This window comes from Ciceribacter ferrooxidans, assembly GCF_004137355.1.
Lineage (GTDB): Bacteria > Pseudomonadota > Alphaproteobacteria > Rhizobiales > Rhizobiaceae > Allorhizobium > Allorhizobium ferrooxidans.
In genome coordinates this window covers 1-21,291 of record NZ_SDVB01000391.1, presented here as the reverse complement: position 1 = coordinate 21,291, position 21,291 = coordinate 1, and the positions used below count along the sequence as shown (strand labels likewise).

The window sequence follows — 21,291 nt, the reverse complement described above, 5'->3', positions numbered from 1 at the left end:
GGGAATATCGGGATCATGCGCGCCAATTACCGGATGCAGAGGCTTTTCGTCACCGCAGGGCTCTCGGCCGGCGGGACGGTGGAAGCCGGCCCGGAGCAGTTCAACTATCTCGCCAACGTGCTGCGGATGGAGGAGGGTTCGGAACTCCTCCTCTTCAACGGCCGCGACGGCGAATGGAAGGCGACACTCGCCTTCCCGACCCGCAAGCGCATCCTGATGACCGCCACGGAGCAGACGCGGGCTCAGCCCGAGCCCTGCGACCTGCACTTTCTCTTCGCGCCGCTGAAGGTCGGGCGGATGGACTATCTCGTGCAGAAGGCCGTCGAGATGGGGGCCGGCCTGCTGCAACCCGTGATGACGCAGCACGTCCAGGGCAAGATCACCAATCTCGACCGGCTACAGGCGAATGTCGTCGAGGCCGCCGAGCAGTGCGGCGTCCTTTCGATTCCGACGGTCGCGGCGCCGAAGCGGCTGAAGGACCTGTTGGAACGCTGGCCCGCCGCACGGCGGATCATCTTTTGCGACGAGGACAGCGCGACGCAGAATCCCCTCGCCGCCCTTCAGGGTATCCGCGAGCGGTCGCTCGCCCTGCTCGTCGGGCCGGAGGGCGGCTTTTCCGAGGAGGAACGGGCGCTGCTGCGCGGGCTCGACTTCGTCACGGCAATTCCGCTCGGGCCGCGCATCCTCCGCGCCGATACCGCTGCGGTCGCGGCCCTTGCCGTGGTTCAGGCAACCGTCGGCGACTGGCATTGACGCGACGGGCTTGACCTGCCGCAAGCTTCCGATTTTTTTGACGAAGGCTTGAGAGAATTTCACTTGCACACCGGCTTCGTTCCGGTCCATTCACGCGATGGCCCGTTCCAGGACCGACCTCGCCAACAAGGTTCACTTCATGGCTCGCGACACCACCGATCACACTCCGCTCACGTCGGTCGACGAAATGGTCGGCTACCTCGCAGAAGGCTGCAAGCCGCGCGAGGCCTTCCGGATCGGAACGGAACACGAGAAGTTCGCCTTCTTCCGGGCGGACAACAGCCCCGTCCCCTATTTCGGTGAGGCGAGCATCTCGGCGCTGCTCAACGGCATGCAGCAGAAGCTCGGCTGGGAACCGATCATGGACGGGGAGAACATCATCGGCCTTGCCGGCGGAGACGGCGAAGGCGCGATCTCCATCGAACCGGGCGGACAGTTCGAACTCTCCGGCGGTCCACTCGAAACGCTCCACCAGACCTGCCGGGAATCGAACCAGCATCTTTCGGTGCTGCGCGAGGTGGCCGAGCCGATGGGCATCCGCTTTCTCGGCATCGGCGGCAGCCCCAAGTGGACGCTCGCCGAAACGCCGCGCATGCCGAAGTCGCGCTACGACATCATGACGCGCTACATGCCGAAGGTGGGCAGCAAGGGCCTGGACATGATGTACCGGACCTGCACCATCCAGGTGAACCTCGACTTCTCCTCGGAAGACGACATGCGCCGGAAGATGCGCGTGTCGATGAAGCTGCAGTCGATCGCGACCGCGCTTTTCGCCTCCTCGCCGTTTACCGAGGGCAAGCCGAACGGCCTGCTTTCCTGGCGCGGTGACATCTGGCGGGACACCGACAATGCGCGGGCCGGCGCCCTGCCCTTCGTCTTCAACGAAACGTTCGGTTTCAAAGATTACGTCGAATGGGCGCTCGACGTTCCGATGTATTTCGTCGTCCGCGACGGTCATTACCACGACTGTACCCACGTCACCTTCCGCCAGTTCATGGCCGGGGCCCTGAAGGGTGAGATCGCCGAATGGGAACCGACGCTCGGCGACTGGACGAACCATCTTTCGACGCTCTTCCCCGATGTCCGGCTGAAGCGCTTCCTCGAGATGCGCGGCGCCGACGGCGGCCCGTGGCGGCGGATCTGCGCGCTGCCGGCTTTCTGGGTCGGCCTCCTCTATGACGATGCGAGCCTTGCTGCCGCCGACGACCTCACCCACAACTGGACCCATGCGGACGTCATCGCGATGCGCGATGCCGTGCCGGCGAAGGGACTGACCGCGGAGGTCGCCGGCCGCAGCGTGCTCGACGTCGCGAGGCAGGTGGTCGACATGTCGCGGGCGGGTCTCAAGGCGCGGGGTCATCTCAACAGTGACGGGCAGGACGAGAGCGTCTTTCTCGCATCGCTCGACGAAATCCTCGCCAAGAAGACGACGCTCGCCGAGGACATGCTGGCGCTCTACGACGGCCGCTGGAACCGCGATATCGAGCACGTCTTCGAGGACTACCAGTACTGAGGGCAACCGCCCTGCACGGGATGCCCACTCCGCGGCGGGCGGCGCTAAAAAGCGGTTTGCGCTCGGCTTTTTCCGGTTATAGTGCGGGAACGACGCGCTGCATGCAACCGGAGGGCCGCCATCCATGCTACCACTGTTCGAGATGATGTTGCGGGCGCAGAATGGCACGGCGATGGAAGCGGTCGCGAGGCAGTTCAACCTCGCGCAGGAGCAGGCGGCACAGGCCGTGGCCGCGCTCATGCCGGCATTCTCCTCGGGCTTCAAGCGCAACACCGCCAATCCGTATGACATGACCGCGCTCCTGGGCGCCATGGCCTCCGGGAACTATGCGAAATACTTCGAGGACATGACCGCGGCCTTCACGCCGCAAGGCATCGCCGACGGCAACACGGTGCTCGAACAGCTCTTCGGCTCGAAAGAAGTCTCTCGGGCGATCGCAGCCCAGGCGGCACAGTTCACCGGCATCAGCCAGGATATCTTCAAGAAGATGATGCCGGCCATGGCCGATACGATCATGGGCGGGCTTTCCAAACAGACCACCGGACAGTTCGACGCTTCCGCCTTCGCCAACTCACCGATGGGCGCGATGACTCAGCAGTGGCTCGAGGGCATGGGCTTCACACCGAAGGCAAAGCCCAAGGAGCCGAACCTCTTCGACAACCCCTTCACGCAGGCGATGCAGACGATGTTCGGCGTCAAGCCGAGCCAGCCGCAGCCCGCGCCCGCTGCCGCCAACCCTTTCTTCGAGAACCCCTTCGCCAAGGCCTTCCAGGAGATGATGGCGAGCTATGCGGGAACGGCTCCGGCACCGCAGGGCGAGGCTGCCAAGCCCGCCGAGAAGCCGAAAGACCAGGCGACAGAGCAGTTCACGACCATGGTGAACGCCATGTTCGACAGCGGCCTCGAAGTGCAGAAGAGCTACCAGAAGAGCATGGAGCAGATCTTCGAAAGCTATCTGGGAAAGACGGACGATGCCCCCGAAGAGGAGCCGGCGCCGCAAGGCGATGCACCGAACGGCAAAGGCTGATCCTTTCGCTTATACCAAGTCTCGGTGACGTGAACCGAGATTTGGTATCAGTTCAGGCACAGGCGGCGAGACCGCCGCCCGCCGGTCTCAGAATTCTTCCCAGTCCCCGCCGCCGGAGGCTTCGGTGCCGGAGGAGCCGGTCTTCACGTTCAGCCGGTTGGTAATCTTTCCAAGAAGTGCGCGGGCCGGCGAACTGACGGGACGCGAGGTCTGGCTGGCCGGGGTCACGCGGGGACGCGGCGACGGCGCCTGGAAGACGCGCGGCTCCACGGGGGCGCCGCTCGGGGACTGCCTCAGCCCCGTCGCAGCCCGCGGCGCGAGGTTCCCGTCGACGTTGAACTGCCCGACGATGTCGGAAAGCGTCTGCGTATCGTTCGAGAGCGTGGTCATCTCGCGGTCGGTCTGTTCGGCGGCGCGGGCGTTCTGTTGGGTGACGTCCTCCATCCGCCCGACCGCCGAGTTGATTTCCTTGAGACCCTCTGATTGCTGCCGTGCGGCGGTCGCGATCGAATGGATGTGATCGTTGATCTCGACGACCTGGCCGGCGATCGACGACAGCAGGTCGCCGCTCTCCTTGACCAGCCCGACGCCGCTTGCGACTTCGTCGCCCGACTTGATGATGAGTGCCTTGATCTCGCGGGCGGCGTTTGCGGAACGTTGCGCGAGTTCGCGAACTTCCTGGGCAACGACGGCGAAGCCCTTGCCCGCCTCGCCGGCGCGCGCCGCCTCGACGCCGGCATTGAGCGCCAGCAGGTTGGTCTGGAAGGCGATTTCGTCGATGACGTTGATGATCTTCGAAATTTCCGAGGAGGCGTTCTCGATACGCGCCATGGCGTTCACCGCCTCGCCGACGATCCCGGCCGAGCGGTCGGAATTGTCCCGTGCCGTGCCGGCGAGCCGCGACGCGGTTTCGGCGCGTTCGGAGGACTGGCGGATCGCCTCCATAATCTGTCGGATCGAATTGGTGGTTTCTTCGAGCGCCGCCGCCTGTTCTTCGGTCCGGCGCGACAGGTCCTCGGTAGAGGACCGCACCTTGACGCTTTTGGCGTTGATCTCGTGGACATTGGAGTGGACAGCGGAAATCGTCCGCGACAGGCGTTCGAGCGAGGCGTTGAAGTCGACGCGCAGACGATCGAGACCACTCGCAAACGGCTTGTCGATCGTCGCGGTGAGGTCACCGCTCGCCAGCCGCTGCAGCGCGTTGCCGAGGATTTCGACGGCCTCGGTCATGCGCGCCTGTTCGGCGGCACGCTCCGCATCGCGGTCGCGGCGGTCCTTTTCGTCGGCGAGCCGGCGGGTCTCGGCGTCGCTTTCGAGCGTCCGTTTCTCGAGTGCCGCCTGACGGAAGACCGCCACCGAACGGACCATTTCACCGATCTCGTCCTGCCGCCCCTCGCCTTCGAGAGCGATCGTCGTGTTGCCGCTCGCGAGTTCGCCCATGGACTTGACGAGGCGCGTGATCGGGCGCGTCAGCGAACGCGAGTAGAGAACGGCGATCACGATGCCGAGCAGCACGATCGGAGCGCCGAACAGCACGGAGACCAGTGCCGTATCGCGGAGGTTCGCCGCGACCTCATCCTCGCCGATGAGAGCGAAGACGGCTAAGCGGGTTCCGGCGAATTCGAGCGGCACGCCGGCGGCAAGGCTGGTCATGTCGCGGTAACCGGATAGTGTTCCGAAGGCGTCGCCGCCTTCCATGACCACCGGCAGCATCGTCGTGTCGACCTTCGCGGAAAGGATGTCCTTCTCGGGCGTCAGCGTGCTGTCGTTCAGCAGCGTGCCCGCGGAGTCGACGAGAACGGTTTCGCCGGTCTCGCCGAGACCCTTGCGGTTGGCGAAGAGCGTGTCGAGGCGGTGGTTCGGCAGGCGATAGGCGACGACGCCGATCGTGCGGCCGTTCATCGTGATCGGAACGGCGAGGAAGGAGGCGGCAGCGCCTTCGGAAGGCGCATAGGCGGCAAAGGCGGACATCGCGACGGCGTTCGGGTCATTGGCGGCAACGATCTTCGAAAAGACCTCCGCCAGGCCGGAATCCTTGTAGGGTCCCTTCGTCAGGTTGGTGCCGTAGTCCTTCTCCTTCTGGACCGAATGGACGACGTTGCCTTCGAGATCGATCATCAGGATATCGTCATAGCCCTGCGCCTGCAGATGGTTGAGATAGTAGGCCTGATACTGCTTGTGGGCACGGTCGAAGGCATCCTTCTTGGCGCTTTCGAGCTTGTATTTCTCGCCGACCGGGTTCGGGTTCTCGTCGATGTAGCGGCGGTGAAGTTCGGCAGCCGGGTCCTCGCCCAGGAATTTCCACGCTCCGGTGAAGCCGTAAAGCGCCTGCTGGGTGGTGACGTTCGAGGCGACCGCCGCGATATCGAGGCGCACGCTTTCGAGATACCCCTTCGCTTCGTTGCGCCTTCCGTCGGCCGTCGCTTCCAGCTTCTGATAGACCTGCTGGCGCAGCGCACGGCCTTCGAGAAAGAGCGTCAAGGCGACCGATGCGCTGATGGCGACGATGGTGAAGACCGCCGCCGCGAGAGGAAGCTTCCTGGAAATCCGCATTGAAAAAGGCTCCGTGACCGTGCCCGGAGGAACCGGGGCCGCTGGCAATGGGAAAGAGAATCTCGTGCGGAAGTTAGAAATCTCTTACCGCGAACGGAAAAGCTGTGGGAGGTTGGCGCAAAGATTCTTGGGCATAAAAAAATGCCCGGGACTGGGAGGGTCACCGGGCAAGTCGGCAGGGCTATTGGCAGTCACCCTGCGGGGATTGGGAGAGGGTCACTCGGACTTCGCCGACAGCAACGAACGGTCGGCGCGATTACGCGCGGTACGCGTGAGAAGACGCGAAGGATCGTCCGCAATGCCGGAGGTCCGAAGGATGCTCTCGACATCGGCGCGGGAAAGTCCGATGTCGCGCAGCAGCGCATCGTCGAGTTCGGCAAGGCGGTTCGCGACTCGTCGGTTCCGCAGCGCGCGCAGAACGGATTTCGTCCCTTCCCAGGTTGCGGCGAGACGCGCGGCAAGCGTCGGCCGGGAGACCGCGAGATCGAGTTCTATCATCCGTTCGGTCGTGCTCATGGCGACAAAGTCCTTTCGATTTCGGCACGAATGGAGGCGGGCTCTTACCCGGCAAAGGGTAGAGCCAACCGTCGGGGCATGGAGGTTGGGGGGAGCCGATGGGGCGGCTCCGGTTGATTTGCATCGTGATGATGCTGAAAAGCTATTGATCAGTCCAACGAATGTTTCTAATAGTTATCATCAATCCATCTGATGGAATTTCCCCATGTCAGCGCCACTCGATATCGACCAGCTCCAGACCTTCATCGCGATCGTCGACACCGGAAGCTTCACGAAGGCCGCGGGCCGCGTCTTCAAGACCCAGTCGGCCGTTTCCATGCAGATGCGGCGGCTGGAGGAACGCATCGGCAAGCAGCTCTTTATCAAGGACGGCCGCGGCAACCGGCTGACGGCCGAGGGAGAGAAGCTCCTGAATTATGCGCGGCGGATCATCCGGCTGAACTCGGAGGCGATCGCCGCATTCGACGACAACCGGCTGGAAGGCACACTGAGGATCGGCACGCCGGACGATTACGCCGACCGCTACATGCCGGAAATCATCGGCCGTTTTGCGAAAACCCACCCGAACGTCGAGCTCTACATCGTCTGCGAGCCGTCGGTTGACCTTGCCGAGAAGATGGCCCGCGGCGAGCTCGACATCGCGCTTGTCACCCACAATCCGCGCGCCCGCAGCTCGGACGTGGTCCGCACCGAACCGCTCTGCTGGGTCGCCTCGGCCAACCATCCGCTGCGTGACGACGCGCCGGTGCCGCTCGCCGTCGGACGGCGCGACTGCAACTGGCGCCAGCTCGCCTGCTCGGCGCTGGACGCCGACGGCCGCGACTACCAGATCCTGTTCACCAGCTGGTCCTCGACCGTGGTGGCCGCTGCCGTGCTCGCCGGCATGGCGGTTTCGGTGCTGCCGGAATCGGCGCTCCGTACCGGCATGAAGGTGCTGACGCAGGCTGACGGCTTTCCGCCGCTGCCGCCGGTGCAGATCGGCCTGATGAAACGGCCCGGGCTTTCCACCTCGCTGATGAACGCCATCACCGACCACATCACGGCTTGCCTCGACAACATTACACCATCGGCGGTCGACGACGATCTCGAAGGCGACGTCAAGACCTATCCCCGCTACTATCCGCGGCTACGCGCCGGCCACATGATCCCGGGCTGGTAAGCCGCCGGCACAGCCGGACATAGTCAGCAGAACGGGAACAGCCGGGGCGAACCCCGGCTGTTCCCGTTTCCGGCCGGTACCCGAGTGCGGCGCGGGGTGCGGCGCTCTCTCGGTCCGACTGCCTGTGCGCGGCCCTGGCGGCAGGCCGCACACCGGCGTTCCGTTCTGCCAACGATCAGACGACGTCGAAGCGGTCGGCGTCCATCACCTTCGCCCATGCCGCGACGAAGTCGTTGACGAACTTCCGCCGGGCGTCGTCCTGCGCATAGACTTCAGCAAGCGCGCGCAGCTGCGAATTGGCGCCGAAGACGAGGTCGACGCGCGTCGCCGTCCACTTCACCGCGCCGGTCTTGCGGTCGCGGCCCTCGAACAGCGTCTCGGCCTTCGAGGTCGGCGCCCAGGCCGTGCCCATGTCCGTCAGGTTGACGAAGAAGTCGTTCGTCAGAACACCCGGCCGGTGGGTGAAGACACCGTGCTGCGCGCCGCCGTGGTTCGCGCCGAGCACCCGCAGGCCGCCGACGAGGACCGTCATCTCCGGCGCGCTCAAGGTCAGGAGCTGCGCCTTGTCGATCAGCAGTTCCTCGGGCGAAATGCTGAACTCGGTTTGCTGGTAGTTGCGGAAACCGTCGGCGACGGGTTCGAGAACGGCAAAGGCTTCGACATCGGTCTGATCCTGCGTCGCGTCGGTGCGGCCCGGGGTAAACGGAACCTCGATCGCCTCTCCCGCCGCCTTTGCCGCCTGTTCCACCGCGGCCGCGCCGCCGAGGACGATCAGGTCGGCGAGCGACACCTTCTTGCCGCCGGTCTGGGCGGCGTCGAAGGTGGCACGGATCGACTCGAGAACCGTCAGCACCTTGGCGAGTTGCTCGGGCTGGTTTGCTTCCCAGTCCTTCTGCGGCGCAAGACGGATGCGGGCGCCGTTGGCACCGCCGCGCTTGTCGGAACCGCGGAACGTGGAGGCCGAGGCCCAGGCGGTGGCGACGAGTTCCGCGATCGTCAGGCCGGAAGCGAGGATCCGGGCCTTGAGGTCGGCGATGTCCTTCGCATCGATCAGCGGATGATCGACAGCTGGAACCGGGTCCTGCCAGATCAAGTCTTCCGCAGGGACCTCCGGGCCGAGATAGCGGGCTTTCGGCCCCATGTCGCGGTGGGTGAGCTTGAACCAGGCGCGGGCGAAGGCGTCGGCGAACTTGTCGGGATTGGCGAGATAGTCGCGCGCGATCGGCTCGTAGACCGGATCGAACTTCAGCGAAAGGTCCGCCGTCGTCATCATCGGGCGATGCTTCTTCGAAGGATCGTGGGCGTCGACGACCATGTCTTCTTCGTCTACATCCTTCGCCAGCCACTGGTGCGCGCCGGCCGGGCTCTTCACCAGCTCCCAGTCGTATTTGAAGAGGACCTTCAGATAACCCATGTCCCAGGTGGTGGGATTCGGCTTCCAGGCACCTTCGATGCCGCTACCGATCGCATCGCCGGCCTTGCCGATGCCATAGCTCGACTTCCAGCCGAGGCCCATTTCCTCGATCGGCGCTGCTTCCGGTTCCGGACCGACGAAAGCCGGGTCACCGGCGCCATGCGCCTTGCCGAAGGTATGCCCGCCAGCGATCAGCGCGACCGTTTCCTCGTCGTTCATCGCCATGCGCGCGAAGGTCTCGCGCACGTCGCGGCCGGAGGCGACCGGCTCGGGATTGCCATTCGGACCTTCCGGGTTCACGTAAATCAGGCCCATCTGCACCGCGGCGAGCGGGTTCTCCAGCACGCGTTCGCCGGTATAGCGCTTGTCACCGAGCCACTCGGTCTCCGCACCCCAGTAGATGTCTTCCTCCGGCTCCCAGATGTCGGCACGGCCGCCGCCGAAACCGAAGGTTTTGAAGCCCATGGATTCGAGCGCGCAATTGCCGGCAAGGATCATCAGGTCGGCCCAGGAGAGACGGTTGCCGTATTTGCGCTTGATCGGCCAGAGCAGCCGCCGGGCCTTGTCGAGGTTGACGTTGTCCGGCCAGCTGTTGAGCGGGGCAAAGCGCTGGGTGCCGGCGGAGGCACCGCCACGGCCGTCACCCGTGCGGTAGGTGCCGGCGCTGTGCCAGGCCATGCGGATGAAAAGCGGCCCGTAGTGCCCGTAATCGGCCGGCCACCAGTCCTGGCTGTCGGTCATCAGCGCATAGAGATCGGCCTTCACTTCTTTGAGGTCAAGCTTGCCGAACTCCGCGGCGTAGTCGAATGCCGGCCCCATCGGGTCGGAAAGCGCCGAATTCTGATGGAGGATCTTGAGATTCAGCTGGTTCGGCCACCAGTCGCGGTTGGAACGCATCGATACGTTGGTGGCTCCGTGCACGACAGGACACCTGGCCTGGCTGTCGTTGATCTCCTTGAGCTTCGCGTCCATGTTTGCCTCCTGTTTGTCTGCAGCAGTTGTCTTCGGGCGCCAGCTTCTTCCAAGCATGCGATAATTTCCAATTGTATTTGATGTTATTAGCGATAGGATATTCCTATCATGATTACCATTCGTCAAATGCGCTACTTCGAGGCGCTCGCCGCCACCCTGCACTTCGGCCGCGCGGCCGAAATGGTGCATGTCAGCCAGCCCGCTCTTTCGGCACAGATCATGGAGATGGAGAAGCATCTGGGTGTGGTGTTGGTGGAGAGGACACGCGGGGCGACGCTGCTGACGGCCAAGGGCGAGGAAATCCTTGCGCATGTGCGCAGCGTGCTCGCCGGCATCGACCGTCTGGAGGAGGCGGCGCGTCGCAGGAGCGGCATGCTGGAGGGCATGATCCGTATCGGCATCATTCCGACGGTTGCGCCCTATCTGGTGCCGCAGATGGTGCCTTATCTTCGGCGCGAGCATCCGCTGATCGAAATCGAACTCAAGGAGGCTGTGACGGACCGGCTGCTCGCGGATCTCGCCGAGGGCAGGCTCGACGCGGTGATCGCGGCCCTGCCGGTCGAGGCGGAGAACGTCGCGACCCGCAGTCTCTTCACCGACCGCTTCTTCGTCGCCATGGCCGACAACGAGAGCGACGTGCTTGTCTCGCCTCTCGCCGAAACGCAGGTCGACCCGAACCGGTTGCTGCTGCTCGAAGAGGGGCACTGCCTGCGCGAACAGGCGCTCGCGGTCTGCAAGGCGGCGAACAAAAGAAATCTCGTCAATGTCGGCGCGACCTCGATGACGACCCTTCTGCAGATGGTGTCGCACGACATGGGCATGACGCTCATTCCGGAAATGGCCGTCGATACGGAGACGGCGCGCACCGCGATCCGCATCGTGCCTTTCGCCGACCCGGCGCCGTCCCGCGAGATCGGCCTCGTCTGGCGGAGGTCGAGCCCGCGCCGACAGGACATGGAAGCATTGGCCGCCGGCATCGTGGCGAGCCGCGGCAAGTTCCGCGAGGGCGGGCGTGGCCGCGAGACCGACGCCCTCCCGTCAGGCTCAGTTCATGAACCAGCCATGGCTGACGACCAGTGACTGCCCCGTGAGCGCATTGGTCTCGAAACCGGCAAACATCAGCGCCACCTCGGCGACGTCCTCGACCGTGGTGAATTCGCCATCCACGGTTTCGCCGAGCATGACCTTCTTGATGACCTCATCCTCGGAAATGCCGAGTTCCTTCGCCTGTTCGGGGATCTGCTTGTCGACCAGGGGCGTGCGCACGAAACCGGGGCAGATGACGTTCGCCCGAATGCCGGACGAACCGCCTTCCTTGGCCACCACCCGCGCCAGCCCGAGCAATCCGTGCTTGGCGGTGACATAAGCCGATTTCAGCGGCGAGGCCTCGTGCGAATGCACCGACCCCATGTAGATGATCGCGCCGCCGCCCTGGCTCTTCATGTGCGGGATGCACGCTTTCGTGGTCAGGAAAGCTCCGTCGAGATGGATCGACAGCATCTTCTTCCAGTCGGCGAAGGGGAAATCCTCAATTCGGTGGACGATCTGGATACCGGCATTCGACACCAGGACATCGACACGTCCCCATTTTTCGACCGTCTTCGCCACGCCGGCATTGACCGCCGCCTCATCCGTCACGTCCATGGCGATGCCGAAGGCTTCGCCCGGGCCCATCGATGTCAGGGCATCGGCCGCCGCCTGGGCCTGATCTTCCTTCAGGTCGGCGATGACGACTTTCGCGCCCTCTTCCACATAGCGCTTGGCGATGGCATGGCCGATGCCGCTGGCCGAGCCGGTGATGATGCAGACTTTACCGTTGAGCTTCATGGTCGTTCTCCTTGTTGCCTGTCCGGGGCCGTGCTCCCTGCTGGCGCCGATACCGGACGGCGAGGTCTGATGTCAGCTCTTTCCGTGCCGTTCGTGGGCGAGGTCGAAAATCTGAATTCCGTCGCGCGGGCGGCCACGGTTCTTCCACTTGTCGTGATTGAGCGTGTGCATGACGTCGTCGTAACCCGCTGCCCAGTGCTCCGTTATCGAAGCGCGTGAAAATTCGGCATCCATGGCGTGCGTGGCAGAGGCCGCCCGGCGGTGGATGAGGTGCACGATCGTCACGTCGTATTCGACGCCGATGGACCGCAAGATTCTGGCATCCTCGTCATCGGCGAATTCGGGTGGCAGCTTTTCGAGGAGCCGCTTGGCGGCGCGGCGGACGATCTGCCTGCGGGCGAAATCGTCGGTGTTCAGGCGCGTCCGGCTCGAATAGCGGATCTCCTTGATGCGGCTCTCCGCCTCGAAGTGATCCTTGGGCATGGTCCCGCGGGCGCTGAACAGGTCGATCTGGAATATCTCCATGTTGCGCTCGGAGCCATTGGTGGAGAGGACATACTGCAGCGGCGTGTTGGAGACGAGGCCGCCATCCCAATAGTAGCGCCCCTCGATTTCGACCGGCGCGAACCCCGGCGGCAACGCACCTGAGGCGGCGATATGCCGGGCATCCAGCGTCTGGCGACGGCTGTCGAAATAGGCGAAGTTGCCGGACACGACCTCGACCGCGCCGAGACTGATGCGGGTCCGACAATTGTTCAGGAGGTCGAAGTCGACCAGCTCCTCCAGTGTCTTGAGCAGGGGCTCCGTGTCGTAGAAGCTGATGGCGGCTTCGCGATTGTAAAGGATCTGGTAAGGGGTGTAGAGGCGCGGCGAAAAGAAACCGGGTATGCCGGTGAGCGCTCCGGCCATTACCGAAATCTCGTTGGAGATACGGCGAACATCGGCGCCGTCATGGCCGAACCCGAAGGTCAGGTTCGACGAGACCTTGTCCCAGAACGTCCGGAGATTTTCGACCCGGCGTTCCTTCGGCGCTCCGGCGATCAGCGCGGCGTTGACGGCACCGATCGAAATCCCGGCGACCCAATCGGGGTCGATATCGTGTTGGTGCAGCGCCTCGTAAGCGCCCGCCTGATACGCTCCGAGCGCGCCACCACCTTGAAAGACAAAGATTTGTTCGCACTTGGAATTCGACATGATGCCCTGCAACCAGAATATTGCGCTGCACCATAAAATAGGAAGTTCTGAACGCGTCGCCAGAGCAAGAGGCCGCATCGGCGGCCCCTTGCATTCACGTTTCGGTGTATGCGCCGGTTCAGTTGAGATCGAGGACGATGCGGCCGTCGATCTTGCCTTCCTCCATGCGGTGGAAGATGTCGTTGATGTTCTCCAGCTTGTCCCAGGAGAAATGCGAGGCGACCTTGCCCTCGCCCGCGAAGACCAGGGATTCCTCGAGATCCTGGCGGGTGCCGACGATCGAGCCGCGCACCGTGATGCGCTTCAGCACCGTGTCGAAGACCGGCAGCGAGATGAAGCCCGGCGGCAGGCCGACCAGCGCCATGGTGCCCTTGGAGCGCAGGAAGCCATAGGCCTGCTCCATCGCCTTCGGGGAGACGGCGGTGACGAGCGCACCGTGCACGCCGCCGGTCGCCTTCTGCACCTGCTCGATCGCGTCGGCTGCGCGGCCGTTGACGGTGATGTCGGCACCGAGCTCCTTCGCGAGCTTCAGCTTCTCATCGAAGATGTCGGCGGCGACCACATGCATGCCCATGGCCTTGGCATACTGCACGGCCATGTGACCGAGCCCGCCGATACCCGAGATCACCACCCATTCGCCGGGGCGCACTTCGGTTTCCTTGAGCCCCTTGTAGACCGTGACGCCGGCGCAGAGCACCGGAGCTGCGGGGCCGAATTCGAGATTGTCCGGCAACCGCCCGACGAAATCCGGATCGGCAAGGCCATACTGGGCAAAGGTGCCATTGACGGAATAGCCGGTATTCTGCTGGCTGCCGCAGAGCGTCTCCCAGCCGGTGCGGCAGGGCGAGCAGCAGCCGCAGGCGGTGTGCAGCCACGGAACCCCGACGCGGTCGCCTTCCTTGATCCGGGTCACGCCGGCGCCGAGCTTGGCGACATAGCCGACGCCCTCATGCCCCGGAATGAATGGCGGATTGGGCTTGACCGGCCAGTCGCCGTTCGCCGCATGCAGGTCGGTGTGGCACACGCCCGTCGCCAGATACCTGACGAGAATCCGACCCGGACCGGGGTCCGGTATCGCCATCTCCTCGATCACCAGCGGCTTGCCGAATTCCCGCACAACCGCGGCTTTCATACTCGATGCCATTCTTTTCCTCCTCGACAGGAATCGTGTTGCGAAATCATCTGGCCGCCCGGGATGCACCCGTCACGACGTATGCATCCTATCGTTGTCCCGGTCGAGTTTCTTGATCCGGGTCAAGCCTGCGGCGCTTCGCAACGACTTCTGTCGCAGGGTTGCGACAGCCCCGGAAAGATTCCGGCGCCATCGCAACAGCGAATGTTCAGGAGAGATATTTCTTCAGGAAAGCAACCGTCCGCGACCAGGCAAGGTCGGCCGCCGCCTTGTCATAGCGGGCTGCGGAGGTGTCGTTGTTGAAGGCATGGTTCACGCCCTCGTAGACATGGATCTCGAACGTCTTCTTGTTCTCATTGAGCGCCGCCTTGTAGGCGTCGATGCCGGCGTTGATGCGCTCGTCGAGCCCGGCATAGTGCAGCAGAAGGGGCGCCTGGATCGACGGCACCTGGTCGGCAGGGACCTGGGCGCCGTAGTAGGCGACCCCCGCCCCGAGTGCCTGCGAGGCGACCGCCAGGCGGTTCACCATGCCGCCGCCCCAGCAGAAGCCGACGGCGCCGACATTGCCGTTGGAATCGGCGTTGCCGGCCAGATAGACGCGCCCCGCCTCGGCATTGTTGACGGCCGCGGCCATGTCGAGGGTGGTGAACATCTCGCGCGCCTTGTCCTCGTCGTCCGGCGTGCCGCCGTAAGGTGAGAGGAAGTCCGGCGCCAGCACGACGAAGCCCTCGAGTGCCATGCGGCGGGCGACGTCGCGGATGTGCGGATTGAGACCGCGGTTTTCGTGAATGACGATGACGCCGGGCAGCGGGCCGGCGGCATCCTTGGGGCCGACGAGATAGGCCTTCATCTCGGTCGTTCCGCCGGGATAGGTCACATCCTCGGCCTTCAGGCGGGCGTCATCCTCGGGGATAACGGCGGCACTCGCCTTGCTGGCGGCAAGCAGCGGCGCGATGGTGGCGGCCGCCGCGCCCGAGCCGGCGAGTGCCGTCAGTCTCTCCATGAATGCACGGCGATCCAGAGTAAGATGAGTGTATTCGTCATAGGCGTCGATCATCGCCTGCGTGACTTTCGGCGTGTCCATGATGCTCCTCCGTTCAGGGTATCTGGATGGCGGCCCGAACGCAGGCGCGCCTCAGGCAGGATAGTGCCCACCGGCGATTGCGGGCAACACATCTTCGTTACCGGCCGTCGGAGCGACCCGAGAACACCGTGACGCGCAGTGCAAGCAGCGCGGACACGAACAGCAATACGAATTTGACGCGCGTCACCCACGGCAAGACGTTGGGCAGGTTTTCGGCGAGCCACGGACCCGGCTCGGCCGGCGGGAAATAGCTCAGAAACCCGAAATTCTCCAGATAGTCGAAGACGCCGTAGGCGATCGGCAACAGGCAAAGCAGCCAGGCATGCCGGACATCGAGGCGTCGGCCATAGAGCACGACGCCGGGGGCATAGCCGCGAAAGAGCAGGCAGAGCGAGAGGGTGAGCGCGAACGGCAGGACGAGGTCCGGACCGAGATACATCAGCTGAAGCAGATCGCGTGCCTCGGCCCGTGCCGGATCGGCAAGCGCCGCCTGGAGGCCCCGCACCGCATCGGCCTCGTAGCCGGACAGGCGGGCATCGAGGAAGCCTCCTGCCCCGCTGAGATGCCGGAACTCCGGATCGAGCCCGAAGAACATCCAGGCGACAAGGGCGCCCGAGAGGGCGAGCAGCAACAGGATCACCTTGTTCGTTCCCATCTGCCGCTCCCCTCCATCCATTCGCCTCAGCCGCCGGCGCCGGGGTAGTTCGGGCTTTCGCGGGTGATGGTGACGCCGTGCGGATGGCTTTCGCGCAAGCCCGCACCGGAGATGCGGACGAAGGTCGCCTTCTCCTGGAAGTCCTTGATGTCGCGGCCGCCGACATAGCCCATGGCAGCCTTCAGGCCACCGGCAAGCTGGTGCAGCACGGCCGAGACCGGGCCCTTGTAGGGGACCTGGCCCTCGATGCCTTCCGGCACCAGCTTCAGCGTGTCGCGCACTTCCGCCTGGAAGTAGCGGTCGGCCGAGCCGCGCGCCATGGCGCCAACGGACCCCATGCCGCGATAGGCCTTGAAGGAACGGCCCTGGTAGAGGAAGACCTCGCCCGGGCTTTCGTCGGTGCCCGCGAGCAGCGAGCCGACCATGACTGCGGAGGCGCCGGCGGCGATCGCCTTGGCGAGGTCGCCCGAGAACTTGATGCCGCCGTCGGCGATCACCGGAATGTCGCTCTTGGCGGCTTCTTCGGCAGCGGCCATCACGGCGGCGAGCTGCGGTACGCCGACACCGGCGACGATGCGCGTGGTGCAGATCGAGCCGGGGCCGATGCCGACCTTGATGCAGTCGGCGCCGGCTTCGATGAGCGCGCGGGTGCCTTCGGCGGTCGCGACGTTGCCGGCGATGATGCGCACCGCGTTGGACATCTTCTTGACCACGCCGACGGCGTCCAGAACCTTCTGCGAGTGGCCGTGCGCGGTATCGACGACGATCACGTCGACGCCGGCATCGATCAGCCGCTCGGCGCGCTCGCGGCCGTCCTCGCCGGTGGAGATCGCGGCGGCGACGCGCAGACGGCCGTGGAGGTCCTTGGCGGCGTTGGGATTGAGCTGACTCTTCTCGATGTCCTTGACGGTGATCAGGCCGACGCAACGGCCGTCGCCGTCAACCACCAGCAGCTTTTCGATGCGATGGCTGTGCAGCAGGCGCTTGGCTTCCTGCTGGTCGACGCTTTCCTTGACGGTGACCAGGTTTTCCTTGGTCATCAGCTCATGGATCTTCTGCGAGGGATCGGAGGCGAAGCGGACGTCGCGGTTGGTCAGGATACCCACAAGGCGACCGGGGCGGCCGCCGTTCTCAACGACCGGAATGCCGGAAATGCCGTGCGCCTTCATCAGCGCCAGCGCCTCGGCGAGCGTGGCATCCGGGCCGATGGTGACCGGATTGACGACCATACCGCTCTCGAACTTCTTGACCTGGCGGACTTCCTCGGCCTGTTCGCTCGGCGTGAGGTTGCGGTGGATGACGCCGATGCCGCCGGCCTGGGCCATGGCGATCGCGAGGCGGCTTTCCGTCACCGTGTCCATGGCGGAGGAGAGGATCGGCAGGCTGAGATCGATATCCTTGGCAATCCGCGTCGCGATGTTGGTCTGCCCCGGCATGACCTCGGAATGTCCCGGCTGCAGAAGGACATCGTCGAAAGTCAGGGCTTCGGCTCCCGTGGCCGATAATACGATGCGTGCCATTGCCAATTTCCTCTTTTTAAAAAATGCAGTGGCTCTCCGGGACGAATCGTCCGCCCGGCCGCTCCTGCAGGACAACGTGGAAGTTGGCGAGGGCTGGTAACACGTCTATGACAGGAAGGGAACAGAAAAAACGGCCTGCGCACAGGTGCCGGGTTTCTTTGGGTTCGCCGGCGGCCAGAACGCGTCACGCACACGTGAATGTCCATCTGCACCGGGGGCGATTCGTGGCTGGCAAGCCGTGCGGACCTCAGCTAGAACGGGCCCCGCGCGACGCACCGGTGACCGCCCCTCCTTTCCCGTGAGCACTTCTCGCATGAACCGTATCGTCCCGCTGATCCTCGCTGTCGCGCTCTTCATGGAGCAGATGGACTCGACCGTCATCTCGACGGCGCTGCCGGCGATTGCCGCCGACCTCGGCGTCGGGCCGATCACGCTCAAGCTCGCCCTCACCGCCTACATGGTGGCGCTTGCGATCTTCATTCCGGCGAGTGGCTGGATGGCCGACCGGTTCGGCGGGAAGATCATCTTTCGCGTGGCGATCCTCGTCTTCATGGCCGGCTCCGTCCTCTGCGCGTTTTCCGGATCGTTGCTCGCCTTCGTCGCGGCCCGTTTCCTGCAGGGCATGGGCGGCGCGATGATGACACCCGTCGGGCGCCTCGTGCTCCTGCGCACGACGGAGCGACGCGAACTCGTCTCGGCGATGGCGCTGCTGACGATCCCCGGCCTCATCGGCCCGCTGAGCGGTCCGCCGATCGGCGGCTTCATCACCACCTATTTCAGTTGGCACTGGATCTTCCTGATCAACGTGCCGATCGGCCTTGCCGGCATCTGGCTGGCGACCATCCACCTGCCGGAAGTGCCACCGATCGCAACGCCGCCGATCGACTGGCGCGGTTTCGCGCTGAGCGCGCTTGCCGCATCGGGTATCGTCTTCGGTCTTTCGGTCATGAGCCTGCCGGCGCTGCCGCCCGCCGCCGGCATCGGCGCGACGGCCATCGGCCTTGCCGCAGGCCTCCTCTACGTCCGCCATGCGCGACGCCATCCGGCACCGCTTCTCGACCTCGGCCTCTTCCGCAACGCCACCTTCCGCGCCGCGGTCATCGCCGGCACGATCTTTCGCATCGCCGCCGGTGCCATTCCCTTCCTGATGCCGCTGATGCTACAGCTCGGCTTCGGCCTCACGCCCTTCCAGTCCGGCCTCATCACCTTCGTCGGCGCGATCGGGGCGATCACCACCAAGTTCCTCGCCCGCCGGGTCTTCGCGGCTGTCGGCTTCCGCACCGTGCTCATTGCCGCGGCGATCACCGGTGCGGCGACGACGGCGGCGAACGCCTTCTTCACGCCCGGCACGCCCTATCCGCTGATCATGGGACTGCTGCTTGCCGCAGGCTTCTGCCGGTCCTTCTTCTTCACCGGCATCAATGCGCTGAGCTATGCGGAGATCGGCGACGCAGAGGCGAGCCAGGCGACCTCGATGAGCTCGGTACTGCAACAGGTGAGCCTGGCGCTCGGAGTGGCGGCCGCCGCCGCCATTCTCGAGGGGAGCACCGCACTCGAGGGCCGTGCCCTTGGGCTTGCCGATTTCCATCTCGCCTTCGCGGTGGTGGCAGGTCTCTCGCTGCTCGCCGTCTTGCCCTTCCTGCGCATACCGCGCGATGCCGGCGCCAACGTCTCGGGTCATGGACGAGCGCCGGAGCCCGACAGCGTCGCGGTGAAATAGCGCCTATTCCGGCTTTTCGCAGACGGCGGCGAGCTTGTTTCCGTCCGGATCGCGGACGAATGCCGCGTAGAAATCCGGATGGAAGGGCCGCAGTCCCGGAGAGCCTTCGTCGGTGCCGCCATTCGCCAGTCCGGCCTTATAGAATGCGTCGACGGCAGCGCGGCTCGGAGCCTCGATCGCGATCGTCGTGCCGTTGCCGAAGGTGGCGGGCTTGCCGTCATAGGGTTTCGTCACCCACAGGCGGCAGCGGCGGTCGTCGGCGGCCGCGTAACCGATCTCGTCCGCCTCGGTAACCCTGCGCTCATATCCGAGGGCCGCGAGAGCTGCGTCGCAAAAACGCTGAGAGCGCGCGAGGTCATTGGTTCCGAGCGTTACGTAAAGGAGCATGGGATTTCACCGATCCTGCTCGACGGCCTCCTCAGCCGTCGCGGGCTTGCGTCCCTTGAAGCCCTTGGCGAGCAGGAACATCTCGACCGATTCGGAGCGCGAGGCGCCGGGCTTCACGTGCACGACCTGACGGAAGTTCTGTTTCAGCAGCGTCAGAAGCTCCCGCTCCGTACCACCCTGGAAGGTCTTGGCGAGGAAGTGGCCGCCTTCGGCGAGCACCTCGATCGCGAAATGGGCGGCGACTTCGCAGAGATGCATCGTGCGCAGGTGATCGGTCTTCTGGTGGCCGGTGGTCGGGGCGGCCATGTCGGAGATCACCAGATCGGGCGTGCCGCCGACAGCCTCGATGAGCTTTTTCGGGGCTTCCGGATCGAGGAAGTCGAGCTGCAGGATCTTCACGCCCGGCAGCGGCGCCATTTCGAGGAAGTCGATCGCGGCGACCCGCACGTCCGCGTCGGTCGACCCGGTGACGTTGGCGGCGATCTGCGACCAGCTCCCCGGCGCAGCCCCGAGGTCGATGATGCGACGGGCGCCCTTCAGGATGTTGTGCTTCTCGTCGATTTCCAGCAGCTTGAAGGCCGCGCGGGCGCGATAGCCCTCGAGCTTGGCGCGCTGCACGTAAGGGTCGTTGATATGCCGTTCCAGCCAGCGGCGCGACGAGGCCTTGAGCTTGGTCTTCTTGACTTTCTGGCCGAGCTTGCGGCCGGTGCGGTTTCCGGCGATCGGAGCCTTGGTCATCTTCGTTCTTTCCTGTTCAGCGCCCACGCTCGCGGAAGGGGCGACGGCTGCGCGCACGCCGCCAGACGCCGTCGTCGGCCATCATGTCGGTGAGCAGGCCTTCCCTCAAGCCCCGATCGGCCACCCGCATGCGCGGAGAGGGCCAGCGGCGGCGGATCGCCTCAAGGATCGCGCAGCCGGCGAGCACGAGGTCGGCGCGGTCCGGGCCGATACACGGATTGGCCGCGCGGCCCTGATAATCCCAGGAGAGCAGTTTCGCCTGCATGGCGCTCACTTCGGCGTCCGAGAGCCAGAGCCCGTCCACCCGGCGGCGATCGTAGCGCGGCAGGTCGAGATGGACGCCTGCGAGCGTGGTCACCGTTCCCGACGTGCCGATCAGGTGGAAATCCTCCGGCACGGCGCCTTCTGCCGCACCTTCGAGCGGCGGGCAGTCGAAACGGGCGAGCATCTCTCCGACCTCGGCGGTCATCGCCTCGAAGACCTCCGGCGTGACGTCACGGCCGCCGTGGCGCTCCGAGAGGGTCACAACGCCGACCGGCAGCGAGGTCCAATGGGTGATGTGGTTGGCAAGCCGGCTCGAGCGGTTCTCGCCGATGCGAATGACGGCGATCTCGGAGGAGCCGCCGCCGATGTCGAAGAGCACGACCGACCGCGCCTCGCGGCCGACCAGCGACGAGCAGCCGGAAACGGCAAGCCGCGCCTCGGTCTCGCGATTGATGATCTCGAGGTCGAGGCCGGTCTCGACCGTCACGCGGCGCAGGAATTCCTCGCCGTTCTCCGCTGCACGGCAGGCTTCGGTGGCGATCAGGCGCATGCGGCGGATCTGCCGGCCGGAGAGTTTCGCCGCGCAGACGCGGAGCGCCTCGACCGCGCGGTCCATCGCCTCGGCCGAAAGCCGGCCGCTCGCCGCGAGCCCCTCGCCGAGGCGCACGATGCGCGAAAACGCATCGACGACACGGAACTGTCCGGGGCGTGTCGGCTGGGCGACGAGAAGACGGCAATTGTTGGTGCCGAGGTCGAGCGCCGCGTAAAGATCGTTCGACCACTGCGAAACGGCAGCGGGCGGGCGCGGGCGTTCCGCGGCCTGCGGCTGCTGCGGTCTGGCCGGCGGAGGCGCCTTGGCGGGA

18 protein-coding genes are annotated in these 21,291 nt (G+C 65.0%); 6 read left to right on the top strand and 12 right to left on the bottom strand.

Annotated features, from left to right (window positions below; all coding sequences use genetic code 11):
* Window positions 1-15 precede the first annotated feature (15 nt).
* The 3 genes from EUU22_RS23675 (at window position 16) to EUU22_RS23665 (ending at window position 3,293) form a co-directional block, all read left to right on the top strand.
* Window positions 16-753 (top strand): 16S rRNA (uracil(1498)-N(3))-methyltransferase, encoded by a 738-nt coding sequence (locus tag EUU22_RS23675; RefSeq protein WP_129334427.1) that lies wholly within the window; start codon window positions 16-18, stop codon window positions 751-753.
* A gap of 139 nt (window positions 754-892) precedes the next feature.
* Entirely contained in the window at window positions 893-2,266 is a 1,374-nt protein-coding gene (locus tag EUU22_RS23670; RefSeq protein WP_129334546.1) for a glutamate--cysteine ligase, read from the top strand.
* Window positions 2,267-2,390: 124 nt separating this feature from the next.
* Window positions 2,391-3,293 (top strand): DUF937 domain-containing protein, encoded by a 903-nt coding sequence (locus tag EUU22_RS23665; RefSeq protein ID WP_129334426.1) that lies wholly within the window; start codon window positions 2,391-2,393, stop codon window positions 3,291-3,293.
* An 87-nt stretch (window positions 3,294-3,380) separates the two neighbouring features.
* On the opposite strand, the gene EUU22_RS23660 is transcribed toward EUU22_RS23665, so the two are convergent.
* Together EUU22_RS23660 and EUU22_RS23655 are read right to left on the bottom strand one after the other, a co-directional pair.
* The gene (locus EUU22_RS23660; protein ID WP_129334425.1) at window positions 3,381-5,846 is read right to left on the bottom strand and encodes a methyl-accepting chemotaxis protein; all 2,466 of its coding nucleotides are present in this window, start codon (window positions 5,844-5,846) and stop codon (window positions 3,381-3,383) included.
* A gap of 216 nt (window positions 5,847-6,062) precedes the next feature.
* A complete protein-coding gene (locus tag EUU22_RS23655) occupies window positions 6,063-6,362 on the bottom strand; it encodes a DUF1127 domain-containing protein (protein WP_129334424.1) in 300 nt (99 codons plus the stop codon).
* A 205-nt stretch (window positions 6,363-6,567) separates the two neighbouring features.
* On the opposite strand from EUU22_RS23655, the gene EUU22_RS23650 reads away from it, so the two are divergent.
* Window positions 6,568-7,521 carry a LysR substrate-binding domain-containing protein gene (locus EUU22_RS23650; RefSeq protein WP_129334423.1) on the top strand — a complete coding sequence of 318 codons (954 nt, stop codon included), beginning with the start codon at window positions 6,568-6,570 and terminating at the stop codon, window positions 7,519-7,521.
* Window positions 7,522-7,696: 175 nt separating this feature from the next.
* Here the strand turns inward: EUU22_RS23650 and katG are convergent, their stop codons facing one another.
* Complete coding sequence (gene katG / locus EUU22_RS23645) at window positions 7,697-9,907, bottom strand: catalase/peroxidase HPI (protein ID WP_129334422.1); 2,211 nt, start codon at window positions 9,905-9,907, stop codon at window positions 7,697-7,699.
* Window positions 9,908-10,015: 108 nt separating this feature from the next.
* Here katG and EUU22_RS23640 point away from each other — a divergent pair, with 108 nt between their 5' ends.
* Window positions 10,016-10,987, top strand: coding sequence for a hydrogen peroxide-inducible genes activator (locus EUU22_RS23640; RefSeq protein WP_129334421.1), 972 nt, complete (start codon window positions 10,016-10,018; stop codon window positions 10,985-10,987).
* Here the strand turns inward: EUU22_RS23640 and EUU22_RS23635 are convergent.
* The 6 genes from EUU22_RS23635 to guaB form a co-directional block, all read right to left on the bottom strand.
* Window positions 10,952-11,734, bottom strand: a complete 783-nt coding sequence (locus EUU22_RS23635; protein WP_129334420.1) for a 3-hydroxybutyrate dehydrogenase — start codon at window positions 11,732-11,734, stop codon at window positions 10,952-10,954. The genes EUU22_RS23640 and EUU22_RS23635 overlap by 36 nt on opposite strands.
* A 72-nt stretch (window positions 11,735-11,806) precedes the next feature.
* Entirely contained in the window at window positions 11,807-12,928 is a 1,122-nt protein-coding gene (locus EUU22_RS23630) for a patatin-like phospholipase family protein (RefSeq protein ID WP_129334419.1), read from the bottom strand.
* A 118-nt stretch (window positions 12,929-13,046) separates the two neighbouring features.
* Complete coding sequence (adhP, locus tag EUU22_RS23625; protein WP_129334418.1) at window positions 13,047-14,072, bottom strand: alcohol dehydrogenase AdhP; 1,026 nt, start codon at window positions 14,070-14,072, stop codon at window positions 13,047-13,049.
* 196 nt (window positions 14,073-14,268) lie between these two features.
* Window positions 14,269-15,144 (bottom strand): dienelactone hydrolase family protein, encoded by an 876-nt coding sequence (locus tag EUU22_RS23620; protein WP_129334417.1) that lies wholly within the window; start codon window positions 15,142-15,144, stop codon window positions 14,269-14,271.
* Between the two features lie 97 nt (window positions 15,145-15,241).
* Complete coding sequence (locus tag EUU22_RS23615) at window positions 15,242-15,799, bottom strand: hypothetical protein (protein ID WP_129334416.1); 558 nt, start codon at window positions 15,797-15,799, stop codon at window positions 15,242-15,244.
* Between the two features lie 26 nt (window positions 15,800-15,825).
* Window positions 15,826-17,319 carry an IMP dehydrogenase gene (gene guaB / locus EUU22_RS23610; RefSeq protein ID WP_129334415.1) on the bottom strand — a complete coding sequence of 498 codons (1,494 nt, stop codon included), beginning with the start codon at window positions 17,317-17,319 and terminating at the stop codon, window positions 15,826-15,828.
* A gap of 313 nt (window positions 17,320-17,632) precedes the next feature.
* Between guaB and EUU22_RS23605 the strand changes: the two genes are divergently transcribed.
* Window positions 17,633-19,039 carry an MFS transporter gene (locus tag EUU22_RS23605; protein ID WP_129334414.1) on the top strand — a complete coding sequence of 469 codons (1,407 nt, stop codon included), beginning with the start codon at window positions 17,633-17,635 and terminating at the stop codon, window positions 19,037-19,039.
* Window positions 19,040-19,042: 3 nt separating this feature from the next.
* Here EUU22_RS23605 and EUU22_RS23600 read toward each other — a convergent pair whose 3' ends face one another.
* The 3 genes from EUU22_RS23600 to EUU22_RS23590 all read right to left on the bottom strand — a co-directional run.
* Window positions 19,043-19,426: a VOC family protein gene (locus EUU22_RS23600; RefSeq protein WP_129334413.1), complete on the bottom strand. Its 384-nt coding sequence runs from the start codon at window positions 19,424-19,426 to the stop codon at window positions 19,043-19,045.
* A gap of 6 nt (window positions 19,427-19,432) precedes the next feature.
* Window positions 19,433-20,164 (bottom strand): RlmE family RNA methyltransferase, encoded by a 732-nt coding sequence (locus EUU22_RS23595; protein ID WP_129334412.1) that lies wholly within the window; start codon window positions 20,162-20,164, stop codon window positions 19,433-19,435.
* Between the two features lie 16 nt (window positions 20,165-20,180).
* Window positions 20,181-21,291: Ppx/GppA phosphatase family protein (locus EUU22_RS23590; RefSeq protein WP_245485275.1), on the bottom strand; the 1,111-nt coding region annotated here is incomplete at its 5' end.